An 18,884-nucleotide genomic window follows, 5' to 3' on the forward strand; every position below is an offset into this window, starting at 1 on the left:
ATTTGCACGTCTTTTAATTTATAGGTGAGTAATCAAAAATTTTCGGTTCTTTAAAGGGATCATGGAATTCCACATAAGTAGGGGGTACCTTTCCACTTAATACTTTGTCTATTAAAATAACTTTTCTTGATACCTTTATTTGTTCTGAACTTAGTGGTATAACTACCTGAACCATAGTATCAATATTCAGCCACACAGTATGGTTAATCTGGTTTATCCCTGTTGAACGAAACTCCCTATCATAATTAATAACAGCTGTCCCTAGGGGCAGCACCTTAATTCCTATTTCGGGGCCAACATTTGCAAATATCCTGTTCCCAGTTATATTCCCTAAGGGAACCTTGAATGTGGCTGGAGAAACCTCCTCTAATTCCTTTGATACGCCTGTTATTATATTTGCTGATAGTTCGTTAACCACAGGAGTGTTTAGTGTCCAGGATATTACCTCTCCCCCCTCATTATAATCATATATAACTAAATCCTGTACAGTAACCTCCTTAAATACATCATTTATGGCATTACTAATTGCATGAGTTGCAATTGTATTTGCTTTAATATATGCCATATTCATAACTATGGGCATGATTTTTTTATCTAAACTTAAATAAATAACAATTGATATAACAATACTAAATATAAAGAAAAGTGCTATTCGGAATTTGCAAATAAGCTTTTTCCTATGTTTTTTTGGTTTCCTTCCTTTTAGGGTTTTTTTCACGCTTATCCCTCCTCTTTATAATCTATGCTTATTCTTGCAAAAAGTGCCGGCAAAATAATATATCAATTTCTCTTTTTTAAGTACTGCTTATCTGCTATAATGATTAAGAATAAAATTGCTCCATAAACATTCATGGTACGAATATAAAATAAGTCGTATCAATTAAGGAGGCTTAAAATGAATTTTTCAAAAGAATCTAATGCTAAAAAGAAAAAATCCATAAATTCTAAGAATAAAAAAGTCAAAAATCGCCTTGGAATAATTTTATTTAGAATTTTATTCATTGTTTTAATCTTTGGAGCATTTGCTGCTGTGGGTGGAGGATTGGGAGCATTATTAGGAATCATTAATACTGCCCCTGATGTAAAGAATATTAATCTTACCCCCAAAAAATTCACTTCCATTATTTATGATTTAAATGGAAATGAAATCGACCGCCTTCACGGGGAGGAGAACAGAATCTATGCCGAATTAGACAATATACCTGTCGATTTACAACATGCCTTTGTTTCTATTGAAGACGAAAGATTTTATACCCATAGTGGAATTGATTTTAGGGGTATGGTAAGAGCCTTAGTTGTTAACATAAAAGAACGCTCCTTTAGCGAAGGTGCTAGTACCATCACCCAGCAATTAATTAAAAACAGAGTCTTTACCAATGAGAAAAAGATGCAAAGAAAATTACAGGAGCAATATTTAGCAATACAATTAGAAAAGATTTATAGTAAGGACCAAATCCTTGAATGGTATTTGAATGAAATTGCCCTAGGTAGAGGTTTCAATGGGGTTCAAGCAGCATCCAAGGGCTATTTTAATAAGGATGTATCAGAGCTCACTTTAGCAGAATCTGCAGTTGTTGCATCTATTACTCAAAATCCATCTAAATACGACCCCATAAGGTTCCCGGAAAATAATAAGGATAGGCAAAAAATAGTACTTGCAAAAATGTTGGAACAGGGCTATATCTCACAAAGTAAATACAATAGTGCCCTCTCTGAAGACGTATATTCTAAAATTCAAAAGACTAGCCAGCAATTTATAGAGGACTCAAAACACACATATTATGTAGACCAAATTATAGAAGATGTCATAAGAGATCTTCAAGAAAAAAAAGGTTATACCGCAAATGAAGCCATCAATATGGTCTATAGCGGAGGATTAAGTATTTATACCCCTTTTAACCAAAAGATACAGGATGTTATGGACAAACATTATGAAAATGATGAATTGTTTCCTCCAAAGGCATTTGAAATTAAAGTAATATACAATCTTACATTGCAAAAATCTAATAAAAATGAAGAAAACTTTTATGCTGAGGGTATTGTACCTAATAAAGATTCCGTCGAACAATTTAAAAATGATAAAAAGGAAGAATGGGGAATATCAGCTTCTGATAAAATATTAGAAACTGTCCATACCATTCCCCAACCTCAATCAGCCATGGTTATCATGGATTATCATAACGGTCACGTTTTAGCTATATCCGGCGGCCGCGGAGAAAAAATAGGTAATTTAATGTTTAACCGTGCCACCCATGCAAAACGTCAACCCGGATCTGCATTCAAAGTTCTAGCTTCCTATGCTCCTGCCCTTGATACAGGGAAGGCAACCCCCGGTACTGTTATAGATGACGTACCGCTAAAAGTTAAAGATGGTTCTAAAGACAAATGGATTCATAACTGGACCGGTAGGTATGACGGACTAAGTACAGTTCGAGAAGGAATCTATAGATCCATGAACATCTTGGCAGTTAAAACTCTTCTGGATACGGGATTTGATACAAGTTTTGACTATCTCCAACACTTCGGGTTTACAACCCTTATTGATAGAGAAGAACGAAGTGGTAGGATACATTCAGATAAAGTTCCCGCTTTGGCCCTTGGAGGCATAACCGATGGGGTAACTCCCTTAGAGCTGACTGCAGCTTATGGGACCATAGCAAACAAAGGAGTTTATAATGAACCTGTATTTTATACAAAAATTTTAGATCATGATGGGAATATGCTTATAGATAATACTCCAATACAGCGTAGAGTATTAAAGGAAACCACTGCTTTCCTTCTAACGGATATGATGAAAGACGTACTAAATCCAAGCCGACGCGAAGCTACTGGATTGCTAGCAAGATTTAAAAATAGTCGAATGCCTATAGCAGGTAAAACCGGAACAACCTCTAATGATGTTGACCTAGTATTTGCTGGGTATACACCCTATTATGTAGCAGGAATTTGGCTTGGCCACGATACCCCCAAACGGCTACGCTATGATAGGAGTTATCATAATCTACTTTGGGCGGCTATCATGGAAGAAATCCATGAGGACTTACCTGTTAAAAACTTTGAAGTACCCCAAGGGATAGTACAGGCAAGAATATGTTCCGAATCGGGTAAATTGGCTACAACTACTTGTGAGCAGGATCCAAGGGGTTCTACTGCCATAATGGAATATTTCGAATCAGGAACACAACCTAAAGAGTATTGTGATGTCCATACCATCGAAAAGATATGCATCGAATCTGGGCTACTTGCCAACGAATACTGCCCAGAAGAAGTTATAAAAGAAAAAGTATTCATCAAAAGGCCTGTACCTTATGTACCCGAAAGTAAAAACGGTCCTTTCCCTGCCGATGCACAATATGAACTCCCTACTTCTAAGGAAGAAGCCTATTGTAATGTTCATGGACCTGATTCAATTTTCCCTTCGGACCCTAATGATGATTTCAATATACCTGAAGCGGACGAAAACGGAAATATCGATAGTGGTGATGTGCCTGATACCCCTGGTGGTCCTAATAAGCCTAACAAGCCCAATAAACCCAGTGATCCTGTAGAACCCCTAGACCCCTTTATACCACCTAAAGAACCTGATACTCCTAATTCGAGTACTGTAAATATGCCTAATAGCATGGATGATTTTTTCATGCCATTGCCATAATATAATAATAAGAATAGCCGTAATTTAGAATTACGGCTATTCTTTTGCTTTGGAATTAAATATAAGGGCGGCTATAAATGCAAATAAAACAGCTGCTGTAATCCCTGCTGAGGTTGCTTTTAATCCCCCCGTAAAGGCACCCTTAAGCCCTATTTTATCTACTTCCTCGATTGCCCCCTTTGCTAGGGAATATCCGAACCCTGGAAGAGGGACTGTAGCCCCTGCTCCCCCAAATTTAACTAGGGGTTCATATAATCCCATTCCATGAAGTACTGCCCCAAGAACAACAAATAAAACTAATATCCTGCCAGACATTAATTTGGTTTTATCTATCAGTATTTGTCCAATTACACATATGATTCCACCGATAATAAAAGCTTTTACATAATCCATGTCCTTCCTCCTACGCCCATTTATTCTCTATAGCAACTGCATGTGCAATACTTGGAATCGATTCTCCCTGCTGTGTGCTTCCAGGACTCATCAAGGCACCTGTAGGTATAAATAGGATTCGACTCCACTTGTTATTTTGCATTTCTTTATATAGGTATCCTGCAAAGGTTACAGCAGAACAACCGCAACCACTACCACCGGCATGGGTATCCTGAGTGGCAGCATCAAATATTTCTACCCCACAATCAGAGAATATACTTTCAATGTCATAACCTGACTTTTTAACTAATTCTAGAGCTAATTCTTTACCTACCGAACCTAAATCACCAGTAATTATTAAATCATAATCCTTAGGTGTACGGCCGGTATCTTGGAAATGATTAATGATTGTGTCCGCTGCCGCTGGAGCCATTGCAGCCCCCATATTCATTGGGTCCTTTATGCCTAAATCTATTATCTTGCCTGGTGTTATATATGTTATATAGGGCCCCGGACCATTTTTCCCAAGTATAACGGCTCCACTCCCAGTTACTGTCCATGAAGCAGTAAGCGGTCTTTGGGTTCCTAATTCCAAGGGAAATCTAAACTGTTTTTCTGAGCCACAAAAATGGCTGGACGCCTCTGCAACTACATAATTGGCAAATCCTCCATCTATAGTCATAGCACCTAAAGCCATACTTTCGCCCATAGTAGAACATGCCCCAAATAAACCAAAAAAGGGTATATCAAAACTCCTTAATCCAAATGTGCTGGCTGTCAATTGATTGAGTAAATCTCCTGCAAAAATGTATTGGATATCTTCTGGAGTTAGATTGGCCTTTTGGATAACTCTTTCTATAGTTTTTTGGACTAATTTACTTTCTGCCTTTTCCCAGCTATCTTCCCCCCATAAGGGGTCTTGTAGCACCACATCAAAGTAGGTACCTAAAGGCCCTTTCCCTTCCTTAGAACCCACTGTAGATGCAGCCGAGATGATGCTAGGGGGCAAATCAAATTTAATGCTTTGTTTTCCTATATGTTTTGCCATTGTATCCTCCATTCTGCCTATTCTAGCTTAAATTTAGACTGAATCTTATCTATTTCATAAAATAATGAATAATCCCTACTACTACGGATGCTGTTAGACCATATACAATAACAGGCCCTGCTATGGTAAACATCCTAGAACCAACTCCAAATACATAACCTTCTTTTTTATATTCGATAGCAGGGGAAACCATGGAATTTGCAAAACCTGTAATCGGAACAATAGAGCCTGCCCCAGCGTATTTTCCTAGGGAACTGTATATGTTAAGGCCTGTTAGGAGAATCCCTAGAAATACTAGAACAATGGTTGTCAGCATACTGGCCTCATCTTTATTATATCCAAAACTTTTAATGATATTATTTATGAGCTGTCCTATTGTACATATGACTCCTCCCACCCAAAAGGCCCTTGCACAATCCCTTAAGAGATTTGATTTTGGCGATATCTTCTCTACCATCTGGGCATATTCTTTTTTCATATTTTGAATTTGATCCATAACATTACCTCGCTTTCAACTATTTATATTGAATAAATCCTGGTAAAATCCAATATATTATTGCACCAACCATTTTTCCTATAGCAATACTGATAATAAGAAATTCGATTCCCCTTTTTAAACTTAGTCTTCTTGTTACAACAGGTATAACGTTTAATATTTCTGCTAAGGATACTGCCAGGCAACCTGTAAAAATCCCAAAGCAAAAGCCAATGATAGCTGCCCCTATCTTGCCAATGGGCGCCGAAAAGTCCCAAATCATTGTAAGACAACCTAAAATCCCTCCCGCAATGATTACAGTTTCATACAAAATCAAGTACTTTTCTGTTTTTGTCTTTTCCATAAGCCGTGGGATAACGCCTATGATTGCAATAAAGGCAAAAATTCCTCCAGCAATAACCACTCCGCCACTAAATCCTATTAAAACAGAGACTATTTTCCCAAAAAACATTAATTGTTTCCTCTTTTCTGTTCTGTAATTTTACTAATGATATAATTTTCGACATTATCTTCATAAGAAACCATTTCTACTTCTATGGGAGTGGGGTCCTCAGTTATTTTTTTAGGTGAAAAATGATTGAAAAAGACAATAATACCTACAGCAATACCTAAGGAATAAGGTATCTGAATCCAATAGGGCTTATCTGTTTTAATCCCAGTGAAAATTTCGTAAAGTTGTTTTAATACATCGGGAAGGGCAGAATCAGTATGAAATGTCATAATCGCAATGCCGCCTCCTGCAAATAATATCAAACATGTGCTAATTACTTTTAAGAATGTAAAAATCCTATTTTCTTCCTTTTTATTAGGATAGTATTCTACGATACTATCCATTTCACCTACATTTGATACATCCATATCTGGATGTTTATCATTAATAGCTTTTATAATATCTATAATGGAAATAATATATTTCTTTTTATTAATATCTTGTATATCCATCAATTTAATTTCTTCTATGGATGTTTTCATATACTCTGGGGCTACAACCTCGGCAATGTCCCTAATAATTATTTGGTTTTTTTGTAAACAGATGTCTTTTTATACGGCTTTATATATATTGTCACGTTTTATACCCCCATACATATTTTAAATTCGTTTTTTACAAAGACTCCTCTTGAAGGAATGGGGTGGTTAGATAATGATATATAGTACCATGTTGCAAACACTCCTATCATCAGAATAAATAAAAAAAGTACAATACCACTCCACACTTTTTTACTGGTCATTTTTTCACCCTTTCAAACTAATATCTAAGTCAATCAATTTATATGTATTTTTTGTTATTAGGCAAAAACATATTCTAACAAGAAATACCATCAAAAAAAGAAATGCTCTTAACCGAACATTTCTCGCATTGATTTTAATATTTTCTTTTCTATTCTTGAAACTTGAACCTGAGAAATTCCTATAACATCTGCAATCTCTGTTTGTGTTTTATCCTTAAAGTATCTCATTGTTATTATTTGTTTTTCCTTTGGTCCTAGACTCTCTATAATCTGGGATAAGGCAATTTTGTCAATCATGTTAGCCTCAGGGTTAGCATCTAAATATATTTTGTCCACCAAAGTAATAGGATTTCCTTCCCCCTCGTGAATAACAGATTGCAATGATTCCACATCACTATTAGCCTCTAAAGCCATCACTAATTCTTCTACATCTATCTCCATGGCAGCAGCCAACTCTTGGATACTTGGCTCCTTTTCCATTTCCTTTGTTAAGTTTTCTTTTAAAATTCTAGCCTTAAGCCCTATTTCCTTTAAAGAACGGCTTACTTTTATCATTCCGTCATCTCTCATAAATCTTTTGATTTCACCCATTATCATAGGAACCGCATAGGTTGAAAATCTAACATTATAATCTAAATCAAATTTATCGATGCTCTTTATAAGCCCAATGCTTCCTATCTGAAATAAATCTTCAATATCATAGCCCCTATTTCTAAAACGCTTCACAATACTCCATACTAATCCTACGTTTTCTTCTACGATTTTGTCCCTGGCAGCTGTATCCCCTGATTGCGCTTTTTTAATCAATTCCAATGTTTTATCCATCTGCCCACCTCTTTTAGCTATTCCAAACTCTTGAGTTTTTTTCGCATCCTAATAGCCGTTCCTTTTTCTCTTACGGATTCAATTTCTATCTCATCCATAAAGGTTTCCATTACGGTAAAGCCCATACCTGATCGCTCTAATTCGGGTTTTGAGGTGTAGAGGGGTTCTCGTGCCTTAGAAATATCCTCAATTCCTTTACCCTTATCTTCAATAACTATCTCAACCGTATTATTGAAGAAACTACAACTTACATTTATCATTCCCTCACTGTTCTCATATCCATGAATTACAGCATTTGTAACAGCTTCAGATACAGCAGTCTTGATATCGGATATTTCTTCAAGGGTAGGGTCCAGCTGAGAGATAAAGGCTGCTACAGCTACCCGTGCAAACCCCTCATTTTGTGATTTGCTTATAAATGATATCTTCATTGTATTTTGATATTCCATAACAACTCCCCCTATTGCAAACTTAATATTGCTTCATCTAAGCTATGATATTGATTAATTATTTTATATAAGCCTGAAAGCTGTAAAACCCTATCTACCTGTGGTGCAACATTATATACCCCTACTTGTCCCCCCCCCGCTCTTTTACATTTTTGTATCTCCCCATTATCACACCTATTCCTGAACTATCCATAAATTGAATACCCGAAAAATCAAATACAATGTTTTTTACATTATGTTTAATGAATTCCCTATCCAACTTATCTCTTATGGTCTCGGAAGTATGATGGTCAACTTCTCCTGATATTTTAGCTATAAGACTTCCTTTTTTTATTGAATATGTTATGGTCATTGTTTTTCCCCTTTCATTTTCATCATTTAGGCATAAAAAATCTTCTATATAATACATTCTCCATAAAATGGAATATACCTTTAAAAATAAAAAAATAATACCAATCCTTGGTATTATTTTTATTTTAATTTTCCTAATCTCCATTTTGAATTGGCAGCCCCATCCGTTCCTGGATACTGATCTATAGCTTGGCTATAAAATTCTTTGGCTTTTTCTATATTATCTTGTTCCTCGTATATTCTACCTAGATAATACAATGCATTATCCGAATAATATTGTTCCCTAGCATATAGGAGTGATTTTTCTAGTTCTACTATTGCCTTATCATAGTCTTTTCTAGAATAAGCACTTTGCCCATTATTATAATGAGCACTTGCCGCATCGATAAATACCTTGTTACTTAATTCATCATAGGTAGCTCTATTTTCTTCGGGAATATTAAAGGCATCCAAAGAATATAAAAGAACCGCCGCATCTTCTATCTTTTTATTATTATATAAAATCTGCACTTGATTTATTTTTTGAACTTCCTCTAGAGCAATTTGTCTTTGTTGAAGCTGTCCATTCATGTCTAGTACTTTCCTATTTTCTTCTTCTAAATCACTGATTGTTTCTTGACTTTCCTGTTTTAGTCTACTGTACTCTATTTCAAGATTTTGGTTTTTAATATCGAGATCTTCAATTTGTTTGGTGAGCACATTAACTCTATCGGGAATAACCAAAATAAGCAATAATGCAGCAGTACAAATAGCCCCCACTACAAAACCAATAATGTGACCCATAGGAGAAAATGGGGCTTTTGACTTTCTCCTTCGATGAGCCCTAATAGTTGCTGTAGATTTATCTTCCCTTCTTGGTATGAAAGAGTTAGGCCTTAATTCCCTATAATACCTTATAGCCTTAGAATTTGACATGTCAATCTCTAGGGCTTTTTCAATATAGGGCAGAGCCTTTTCCTTTTCGTTTTCTTTTAGTAGGCATAAAGCTACAAGACAACAGGCCTCAACAAAATTAGGATTTAACTGGAGGGCCTTTTTAAGCTGTATAATGGCTAGATCTTCACTTCTTTGGCCGGCATATTCTATTGCTTGGTTAAACATTCTTATCGAATCGTTATATTGTTCTAACTTTCTGCCGCTTCTTTGAATTCTTTTAATATAATCCAAAGCAATATTATCTTCCTTTTGAAAATGGGTACTAATCACCCACTCTGCCAATGCTTGCCCAAATTCTCCGATTTCATAATAAACCAATCCTAAAAGGTTCCTTGCATTTATATTGGTTTTATCAAACTCCACTGCCTTAGACAGAGAGCCAATAGCATTGGTAAGCTCCCTATTATTTGCTTGTTCTAAGCCCTTATTGTAAAGTCGAAGAGAAATAGCTTTAAGTTTCCTATACAAAAAAATATTAAATTGACATCTAGGACATTGACTGAGGTTTTCTTGAATTTCTATATGGCATGCTGGACAAATCACAACAATCTACTCCTTACCTTCTGACTTTATTTCTAAATTTCTTGTAATATGTGTTAATAAATCAATCATGTCCTTTATTTCATTGGATTTAATCACTTCTTCTATACCGTCCACTTCTAAGGCTGGTTTGAATTTACGTAGCTCTTCTTTAAAATCAATCACAATTTCAACCCCTTTTTCTTTTTAATATATTTTTTAATTCAGATATCAAATACAGTGATCCTGCGCAACACAGAATATCCTCCTTAGAGGTTAAACTAAGGGCCAATTCAAATGCTTCTTGAATATTTTTGTTTTTATAAACTGAATTAGGATACTTCTTCATAGCTTCTTCTAATTCGTCTACGGATAGTTTTCTAGAATTTGATGGTTCTGTAATAATAACATCCCCTACTTGGGGCATGATTTGTTCTAAAATATTTTTGTAAGGTTTATCTTTTAGAATTCCAATTAATAAAGTAATTTTCCTGTCTTTAAAATATTGTTTAAATGCCTTTTTTAAGGCTATAGCGCCTCCCTCATTGTGGGCCCCATCAAAGATAACCAAAGGCATTGTACTAACAATCTCCATACGCCCAGGCCAAAAACTTTCCCTTAAACCATCCCTAATATCTTTTTCGCATATTACAATGCCCTGCTTCTTTAAAACCTCTATGGTCAAAAGTGCCGTTGCCGCATTGTATATTTGATGTTCTCCTAAAAAGGAAAACTCCAAATTATCATAGGAATAAAATTCGGTTTCAATGGAAAAACGAGTTCTTTCTATAGTAAAACTTTTATCTTTAATATTTGTCTTATACGCATAAAATAAAGTTGAATCTAATTCTTTGCATATATCTTTAATAATATTATACACTTTAGTATTTGGAAAATACAATACAGTATTGCAATTTTTCTTTATAATTCCCGCTTTTTCGTGAGCAATTGACTCAATATTATCTCCTAATACATCCATATGGTCCATTCCTATTGAAGTTATAACAGAAACTAAGGGGTTTTCTATCACATTGGTGGCATCATATCGACCCCCTAACCCCACTTCCAAAATCACAAAATCTACCTCGCTTTCTGCAAAATAAAGCAAGGCCATGGCTGTTAGAGATTCGAATACCGTGGGATGTTCTTCTTCTTTGCACTTTTTAGATGCTGTAATTATCTTTTCCCCGACCTTGGCAAAATCTTCGTCGGAAATATTTATGTTATTTATTTTAATCCTCTCATTGTAACTCTCCAAATGAGGGGATGTATACATGCCTACACGATACCCTGCCTTCATTAAGATGAATTCTAACATGGTGGCAACTGATCCCTTTCCATTAGTACCGGCGATATGTATGACCTTAAGAGATTTTTCCGGGTTTTTAAGCCGTTCTAGAAGGTTTTGCAGCCTTATAAGACCTGGTCTTGAGCCAAAACGTTCTATCGAATTTATATATTCAATGATTTCATTATAATCCAATGTATTATCCTCCTCGGGATTGTACTTAACAAATCCCTGTTCTTATGGGTTAAACATTCTACCTTTTCCTATAAGTATAAATATAAATATAAAAAAAACAAGGCCCTCAAGGGGTCTTGTTTAACTTATTTCTTTAATAGGGCTTCAAGTCTTTCTTTAACCTGTTTAAGCATAGTTTCATATTGAATTCCTTTTTCTTTTTCCTCCTGTATAACCGCCTGTGGCGCCTTATCTACAAAGCCCTTATTGTTTAGTTTCTTTTCTACTCTTGCAACTTCTTTTTCTAGCTTTTCTTTTTCTTTTTTAAGTCTTTCTATTTCTTTTGTAATATCAACCAATTCAGCAAAAGGAATAAAAATTGTAGCTCCCGGTATAACGGTAGATATGGCATCTTCATCGATACCTGTCTTATCCTTTTGAACCGATACCGAACTGCCATAGGCTAAGGATGCAAAAAATAACTTTCCCCTTTCAAATATATCTAGGACATCCTCTTTTTTGGAAACAACTATGAGATTTGCTTTTTTGGATGGTGCAACATTCATTTCAGCCCTTATATTTCTGATATTCCTAATCGCTTGTTTCATTAATTCTATTTCATTTTCCTCTACCTTGAAGTTCCACTCATCCTTGTACTCTGGCCAGGTGGAAAGCATAATTGTCTCTTCTTCCTCCTGAATATAAGTAAATATTTCCTCGGTAATAAAAGGCATATATGGGTGAAGGAGTTTAAGAGCATTCATAAGTACTGTTTTAAGAGTCCAAAGAGCTGCTTTTCTAGTTTTATCTTCCTTATTGTAAAGTCTTGGTTTTACCATCTCAATGTACCAATCACAAAATTCTTCCCAGAAGAAATCGTACAATTTAGAAACCGCAACCCCTAACTCATATTTATCCATGTTATCCGTTACCTCTTTGGCTAAGGTATTTACTTTAGATAAAATCCATTTATCAGCACCACTTAAATCTTCAAGTTTTACTTTAATATATTCTTCGTCTTCAAGATTCATTAATATAAATCTTGTAGCATTCCAAATCTTATTCCCAAAGTTCCTATTTGCCTCTACTCTTTCATAATAAAAACGCATATCATTTCCTGGGGCATTCCCAGTTACTAAGGTTAAACGTAGAGCATCAGCTCCATATTTAGCTATAATCTCCAATGGGTCTACTCCATTCCCTAAGGATTTACTCATTTTTCTACCCTGTGAATCCCTTACAAGCCCATGGATTAAGACATCTTTAAATGGTATCTCTCCCATTTGTTCAATTCCTGAAAACACCATCCTAACAACCCAAAAGAAAATGATATCATACCCTGTAACTAATACATTGGTAGGATAAAAATAATCTAGTTCTTCTGTTTTATCAGGCCACCCTAAAGTAGAAAAAGGCCATAGGGCAGAACTAAACCAAGTATCTAGGGTGTCATCATCTTGCTTAAAGGAAGTGCCTTGGCATTTTGAACAGGACTGAGGCATCTTGCGGGCTACTTCGATGTGGCCACAATCTTGACAGTAATAGGCAGGAATCCTATGCCCCCACCACAATTGTCTTGAAATACACCAATCACGAATGTTTTCTAACCAGTGAAGATATATTTTACCAAAACGTTCCGGTACAAATCTAAGTTCTTTTTCCCTTAAGGCCCCAATTGCAGGCTTTGCTAAATCCTCCATCTTAACAAACCACTGCATCTTGATCATAGGCTCAATAACTGTATCACATCTATCGTGAATCCCTACATTATGGAGATGCTCTTCAATCTTAACTAAAAAGCCTCCTTCTTCCAATGCTTTAACGATGGCTTTTCTAGCTTCATATCTGTCCATCCCAGCATACTTACCTGCTTCAACATTTAGAGTGCCATCATCATTTAAAATGTTGATTTGGGATAAGTTATGTCTTTGCCCTACTTCGAAATCATTAGGATCATGGGCCGGTGTAATCTTAACAACTCCTGTTCCAAATTCTTTGTCCACATACGCATCGGCAATAATAGGTATTTCTCTATTTACTATAGGCAGTATTACTGTCTTTCCGATAAAATCCTTATACCTTTCATCTTCAGGATGAACTGCTACGGCTGTATCTCCAAACATGGTTTCGGGGCGGGTGGTTGCTATTTGAATATATCCACTGCCATCTTTTATAGGGTAACGGATATGCCAGAAATGGCCCCCCTTTTCTTCGTGTTCTACTTCAGCATCTGAAATAGACGTCTGGCATTCTGGACACCAGTTGATTATCTTTGCTCCCCTATATATATATCCCTTTTCATATAAACGGATAAACACTTCTAAAACAGCCTTCGATAATCCTTCATCCATGGTAAATCTTTCCCTATCCCAATCACAGGAACTTCCTAGTTTTTGAAGCTGCTTTAATATTGTGCTTCCATATTCCTCTTTCCATTGCCATGCTTTTTCTAGGAAAGCTTCTCTACCAAGTCCTTCTTTTGTTAGCCCTTCTTCATTTATTTTTTGGACAATCTTAACTTCTGTTGCAATACTGGCATGATCCGTCCCAGGCATCCAAAGAGTGTTATACCCCTGCATTCTTTTCCAGCGGATAAGAATATCCTGTAAGGTATTATCAAGGGCATGGCCCATATGAAGATGTCCTGTAATATTGGGAGGTGGAATTACGATAGTAAAGGGTTCTTTAGAACGGTCTACCTTAGCGTGAAAATACTTATTATCAAGCCACTTTTGATACAATCTGTCTTCTACAACTGAAGGATCGTATACTTTTTCTAGATTTTTAGCCATATTTTATTCCTCCTAAGAATATAAATCATAAGATAAAAAAATCCCCTTCACCCCCATAAAGGACGAAAGAGATTTCCGTGGTACCACCTTTGTTTCTTTTAATAAATTATAAAAAGACACTTAAAACAATAACGGAGTCACCCGTTCGCATCTACTAAAGGTTCAATACGAAAGCTCAGAAGCTACCTTCTACTATGCATTGTTCAAAAAACCTTCCAGCCTATGGGTTTTTCTTTCTAGGAGATGCATTAGTATACTCCTCTTCTTCATTGCCAATATCTTAATTTGTTTGTTTAATTGTATTAAAAGGTTGTTTTTTTGTCAAGGTTCTATCGACTTTTATTGAATTTCTTCTAAATAATTTTCTATTATTTTTCCTACTACTTTATCTTCCGTATCATCGTTATCTTTTAATTCATTTAACTGAAGCCATATATCTTCTTGGTAAGTATCGAGAAGGGCCAATTGTGATTCTAGAGATACCCTTTCATTTTGAATATCTTCTAAGGCTTTTCTTCTTTCCTCAATCTTACTCCATTTCTTAACATCTTCAAAATATTCCACATAGATTTTTCTTTTTTTTAGAATCCCTAATACCTCATCTTCTATCCTAGTCATGGTAGAATTAATACTTTTAAATCGCTTTTCATTATGCTTATTCTTCTTATATAGCTCCCAATTTCTTTCCAATTGTTCTGCACTGTCTACATTAAATTTTCCGTATTCATATTCTAAAAAATTTGTATAATACACATAGCGAATTTTGGCTTTATTTAATAGTTTTATTGCCCTTGCTTGCATACGTCCATTTTTTTTAAGCTCATAGTCTAATCGCCTTCTAAATATATAAATCCATGTTCCTATTCCCACTGCCAGTATCCCAGTAATAGTAGCAGGAACCAAAATTCTAGTTTCTTTATTCATGATAATATACGAAAAAACAAGAGCAACAGCTCCTAATATTATGATCATTCCTATAGATACCTTATGCATTATAATCTGAGCATTTTCTATCTGCTCTCTGCTGTATATTAAAGCTTCCTTTTCCCCTTCTAAATAATCCACATCTCTTTTTACCCCCGTTTGCTTTCCCTCTGCTTCTTCTATTTCATTCATAATTTCAGGGAATTCACTTTCGTATTGCTGAATCTTACTAAGAATCCTATTTTTACTTATTAATCTTCCCTTTAAGGATTCTTTTTCCTCTATTACAGCTTTATAATCAAAAAGAAGATGCCTAATACGCTTTAAATCTTCAGCAGTCAATAATTTAAACTTTTCAAGTTCTTTTGCTTTCTTAGATAACTCTTGAAGCATCTTCAGTAAGTTAATTTTTTGTTTACCTATATCCATCAATTCTTCGCAAAGGGCATTGGCTTTCTGGGCATCATCATAAAATTCATCTTTTTGATATAATTCATCAAATTTCTTTATTTTGTTTCTAAAAAAAACACCAAAAGTAATTTTATTTAAAAAAACTGTCATGACTCTATTTAACTTACCTATAAATTCAGACATATTACCCCTCATTGTTTTTGATTTTTGTTATATTATATCATATATCTTTTTATTGGTATAAGAAAAATGAATTTATACTGCTTTAAGAGATATATTCTAAAATAAAGTTTTCCCAAATGTTCTCTATCTCTTCTTTTATCAGCTCATTTTTTAGGTAAACAAAATTAAACTCTCTTTGAAGGACAAAGTCTTTTATTTTAATCTCCCTCAATTCTCCTTCTTTTATTTCTTTTCTTACAGCATCCTCATACATAAATCCAATGCCTATATCATTTTTTATCATTTCTTTTGTTATGTTTACGTTCCCTATCTCTATAATCTTTTTAAAGCTATTTAAAGTATAATTTCCATCGAATAATCCCCTCTCAAGTACCTCTCTTGAACCCGAACCCTTTTCCCGGATTATGATTGTTTCATCCTTAAGATCGTCTAGATATACTATTTTTTTAGATGCTAGTTCATGTTTTGGTGAAGCCACTAATATAAACCTTGCCACCTTGAATAATCTGGTTTCATACTCAGCTTTGTTAAACAATCCTTCTATTAAGGCAAACAAAATTTCCCCTTTTTGTAGCATATCAAGGACAACCTCTGTATTATCGACATACATGGTTATATCATAATTGCTTAATTTTCTAATAAAATCTCCTACAATCGGAGCTAAGGTAAATTCCCCGATAGTTAAGGTAGCTGCAAAAGATAATGTCTTTTTTTCTTTTTGCACTTCTTCTAGCTTTTTCATTATGATTTGTTCGTTGCCCTTTGCATTTAAGATATATTTATAAAAGAGTTTCCCCTCGGAGGTGAATCTTAATTCCCTATTAGAGTATTTAAAGAACTTACATCCATAATATCTTTCTAAAAATTGAATATGCTGGGTCACTGCCGGTTGAGTTATGTTTAGCTCTTCTGCGGCTTTGGTATAACTCTTGTTTTTGTACACAGCTAAAAATGAATCTACCCTTATATCTAGCAAAACATCACCTTCTATAATTACAATTTATGAATATATAATAATTTATAATTAGATTTTATCAGTAAATGGTGTTAAAATCAATAAAAACAAAAGAAAGGCTGATTACATGACATTTATTAAAAATTACTCCGGCGGCATTTTACTTACATTTTTGCTTTCTTTGCTTTCTGCTTTTATAAGTAGTTTACTCCCTTATAATCTTATAAGTGCAGGAGTTTTTGCATTGCTAATTGGTATGGTTCTTAATCCCACCATCTCAAAATACAAGATTTTCGAACAGGGACTGGGATTCACAGCTAAAAAAATACTCAAATTTGCAATCATTCTAATGGGGGTATCCCTTAGTTTTTTCCAAGTTCTAGAAGTGGGTAAATTCTCTTTGTTCGTTATGACCTTTACCCTTTTGGCTGCTTTTGGCGGAGGGTATTTATTAGGGAAGTTATTTAAGATGGATTGGAAATTATCGGGGCTTATATCTGCCGGTACAGGAATATGTGGCGGTTCTGCGATCGCCGCTATTGCTCCGGTTATCGATGCCGAGGATAGTGATGTAGCATATGCCATATCTGCAACTTTTATATTTGATGTGGCAATGATTGTTCTTTTTCCTATTATGGGACGTTATTTCAATATGACTGATTTGGGGTATGGACTCTGGGCAGGCACTGCAGTCAACGATACTTCTTCTGTCGTAGCGGCAGGATACGCTTTTTCAGATGCTGCCGGTGAATTTGCCACCATTGTTAAACTCACTAGAACCTTATCCATCATTCCCACGGTTTTAATCTTTTCGTATATAAACGAAAAAACTTCCATTCTAAATGGAAGTGCTATCAGTCCTACCCATAAAAAAGTGGACCTAAAGAAAATTTTCCCTTGGTTCATCCTTATGTTTCTTATGGTTGTCGGAATTAAAAGTATGGGGATTATACCTCAAGGCATTAGCCAATCTCTTTCCTCCATAAGCAAGCTGTTTATGGTTATGTCCCTAGGGGCTATAGGACTTAGGACAAATTTTAAAAAGCTTGCAAAGTCGGGATTTATGCCTATGCTCCATGGATTTCTAATTTCCTTATTGGTAGTGCTAGTTTCATTCTTAGTTCAATTATTCATTGGACAGATGTAAATAAGAATTTAAATATTTTTATGTGCCTTCCTAAATTAATTATTGTATAAACACCTTTTCTGCGCCTAAATCCACGCCCCTGTATGAGGGTCGACGGAGGAGGTGAATCAGATACCAACAATGGTGGGATTTCAATCCACGCCCCTGTATGAGGGGCGACTCTGTTATTGTATTTTTTGCATTTTCAATTATATTTCAATCCACGCCCCTGTATGAGGGGCGACTAAGATTAAGGGGGTTTTATTATTATGACTAAATTTCAATCCACGCCCCTGTATGAGGGGCGACGTCAATTTTATTTTGGTATGATTTTGTTAAGCAATTTCAATCCACGCCCCTGTATGAGGGGCGACTTTAAATACATGACAAAATCAACTGATGAAGATATTTCAATCCACGCCCCTGTATGAGGGGCGACCTTGATACCTTTGCATATAGCAATGTAATATTATTTCAATCCACGCCCCTGTATGAGGGGCGACTCATCAAGCATGGAACCAAAATCAGGGAGCCAAATTTCAATCCACGCCCCTGTATGAGGGCGACTCGTCCTACGACCTTGACATTGTGCCGCGAAAAATTTCAATCCACGCCCCTGTATGAGGGGCGACAAAAGTAATATCTAGCCTGCCCAGTCATACAATAATTTCAATCCACGCCCCTGTATGAGGGGCGACAAAAACGGGTTTCTTCTTATCTTGATACTATAATTTCAATCCACGCCCCTGTATGAGGGGCGACTAATTATGGATATATATTCTTAACCTTAACTGTATTTCAATCCACGCCCCTGTATGAGGGGCGACCCTTAAAACTTTGATTTGGTTCTGTTGTAAGCGATTTCAATCCACGCCCCTGTATGAGGGGCGACAAAGAGTAGCACGCAGAAAAACCCTACCCCAAATTTCAATCCACGCCCCTGTATGAGGGGCGACCCGTCTAAAAAAACTAAAATATGTAAATGGGGATATTTCAATCCACGCCCCTGTATGAGGGGCGACCAAGTATGGTTGCACATATTTTGAGAGCAAAGGAATTTCAATCCACGCCCCTGTATGAGGGGCGACTTATCAATCGTCACGTTAAAATTAGCAAAACAAATTTCAATCCACGCCCCTGTATGAGGGGCGACA

Annotated in this window: 16 protein-coding genes, 1 pseudogene, 1 CRISPR repeat array and 1 other annotated feature; of the genes and pseudogenes, 2 read left to right on the plus strand and 15 right to left on the minus strand. The window is 35.7% G+C overall.

The window, feature by feature from the left end:
• Positions 1-13: 13 nt before the first annotated feature.
• Entirely contained in the window at positions 14-718 is a 705-nt protein-coding gene (yunB, locus tag GX308_05725) for a sporulation protein YunB (protein ID NLK21574.1), read from the minus strand.
• Between the two features lie 177 nt (positions 719-895).
• Here yunB and GX308_05730 point away from each other — a divergent pair, with 177 nt between their 5' ends.
• A complete protein-coding gene (locus GX308_05730) occupies positions 896-3,652 on the plus strand; it encodes a PBP1A family penicillin-binding protein (protein ID NLK21575.1) in 2,757 nt (918 codons plus the stop codon).
• A 36-nt stretch (positions 3,653-3,688) separates the two neighbouring features.
• Here GX308_05730 and spoVAE read toward each other — a convergent pair whose 3' ends face one another.
• The 14 genes and pseudogenes from spoVAE to GX308_05800 form a co-directional block, all read right to left on the minus strand.
• Positions 3,689-4,045 (minus strand): stage V sporulation protein AE, encoded by a 357-nt coding sequence (gene spoVAE / locus GX308_05735; GenBank protein NLK21576.1) that lies wholly within the window; start codon positions 4,043-4,045, stop codon positions 3,689-3,691.
• 10 nt (positions 4,046-4,055) lie between these two features.
• On the minus strand, positions 4,056-5,072 hold the full coding sequence (spoVAD, locus tag GX308_05740) for a stage V sporulation protein AD (protein ID NLK21577.1): 1,017 nt from the start codon (positions 5,070-5,072) through the stop codon (positions 4,056-4,058).
• A gap of 49 nt (positions 5,073-5,121) precedes the next feature.
• Complete coding sequence (spoVAC, locus tag GX308_05745) at positions 5,122-5,550, minus strand: stage V sporulation protein AC (protein NLK21578.1); 429 nt, start codon at positions 5,548-5,550, stop codon at positions 5,122-5,124.
• 37 nt (positions 5,551-5,587) lie between these two features.
• Positions 5,588-6,019 (minus strand): stage V sporulation protein AB, encoded by a 432-nt coding sequence (locus tag GX308_05750; GenBank protein NLK21579.1) that lies wholly within the window; start codon positions 6,017-6,019, stop codon positions 5,588-5,590.
• On the minus strand, positions 6,019-6,603 hold the full coding sequence (locus tag GX308_05755) for a hypothetical protein (GenBank protein ID NLK21580.1): 585 nt from the start codon (positions 6,601-6,603) through the stop codon (positions 6,019-6,021). The genes GX308_05750 and GX308_05755 overlap by 1 nt, the downstream gene beginning before the upstream one ends.
• A 302-nt stretch (positions 6,604-6,905) precedes the next feature.
• Complete coding sequence (sigF, locus tag GX308_05760; protein NLK21581.1) at positions 6,906-7,622, minus strand: RNA polymerase sporulation sigma factor SigF; 717 nt, start codon at positions 7,620-7,622, stop codon at positions 6,906-6,908.
• A gap of 17 nt (positions 7,623-7,639) precedes the next feature.
• On the minus strand, positions 7,640-8,071 hold the full coding sequence (locus tag GX308_05765; GenBank protein NLK21582.1) for an anti-sigma F factor: 432 nt from the start codon (positions 8,069-8,071) through the stop codon (positions 7,640-7,642).
• A gap of 11 nt (positions 8,072-8,082) precedes the next feature.
• Positions 8,083-8,423, minus strand: a pseudogene (gene spoIIAA / locus GX308_05770) (anti-sigma F factor antagonist).
• Positions 8,424-8,542: 119 nt separating this feature from the next.
• Positions 8,543-9,901 carry a tetratricopeptide repeat protein gene (locus tag GX308_05775; protein ID NLK21583.1) on the minus strand — a complete coding sequence of 453 codons (1,359 nt, stop codon included), beginning with the start codon at positions 9,899-9,901 and terminating at the stop codon, positions 8,543-8,545.
• A gap of 6 nt (positions 9,902-9,907) precedes the next feature.
• The gene (locus GX308_05780; protein ID NLK21584.1) at positions 9,908-10,063 is read right to left on the minus strand and encodes a hypothetical protein; all 156 of its coding nucleotides are present in this window, start codon (positions 10,061-10,063) and stop codon (positions 9,908-9,910) included.
• A 4-nt stretch (positions 10,064-10,067) separates the two neighbouring features.
• Positions 10,068-11,360 carry a bifunctional folylpolyglutamate synthase/dihydrofolate synthase gene (locus tag GX308_05785; protein ID NLK21585.1) on the minus strand — a complete coding sequence of 431 codons (1,293 nt, stop codon included), beginning with the start codon at positions 11,358-11,360 and terminating at the stop codon, positions 10,068-10,070.
• Between the two features lie 125 nt (positions 11,361-11,485).
• Entirely contained in the window at positions 11,486-14,131 is a 2,646-nt protein-coding gene (locus GX308_05790; protein ID NLK21586.1) for a valine--tRNA ligase, read from the minus strand.
• Between the two features lie 55 nt (positions 14,132-14,186).
• Positions 14,187-14,410 (minus strand) — a binding site (T-box leader).
• 60 nt (positions 14,411-14,470) lie between these two features.
• Positions 14,471-15,649: a hypothetical protein gene (locus GX308_05795; protein NLK21587.1), complete on the minus strand. Its 1,179-nt coding sequence runs from the start codon at positions 15,647-15,649 to the stop codon at positions 14,471-14,473.
• Between the two features lie 82 nt (positions 15,650-15,731).
• Positions 15,732-16,625: a LysR family transcriptional regulator gene (locus tag GX308_05800; protein NLK21588.1), complete on the minus strand. Its 894-nt coding sequence runs from the start codon at positions 16,623-16,625 to the stop codon at positions 15,732-15,734.
• 106 nt (positions 16,626-16,731) lie between these two features.
• On the opposite strand from GX308_05800, the gene GX308_05805 reads away from it, so the two are divergent.
• A complete protein-coding gene (locus tag GX308_05805) occupies positions 16,732-17,751 on the plus strand; it encodes a putative sulfate exporter family transporter (GenBank protein NLK21589.1) in 1,020 nt (339 codons plus the stop codon).
• Positions 17,752-17,814: 63 nt separating this feature from the next.
• Positions 17,815-18,883: direct repeats of the CRISPR family, unit length 32 nt; unit sequence ATTTCAATCCACGCCCCTGTATGAGGGGCGAC.
• The last annotated feature ends 1 nt before the right edge of the window (position 18,884 follow it).

The organism is Candidatus Epulonipiscium sp. (assembly GCA_012519205.1).
Lineage (GTDB): Bacteria > Bacillota > Clostridia > Lachnospirales > Defluviitaleaceae > JAAYQR01.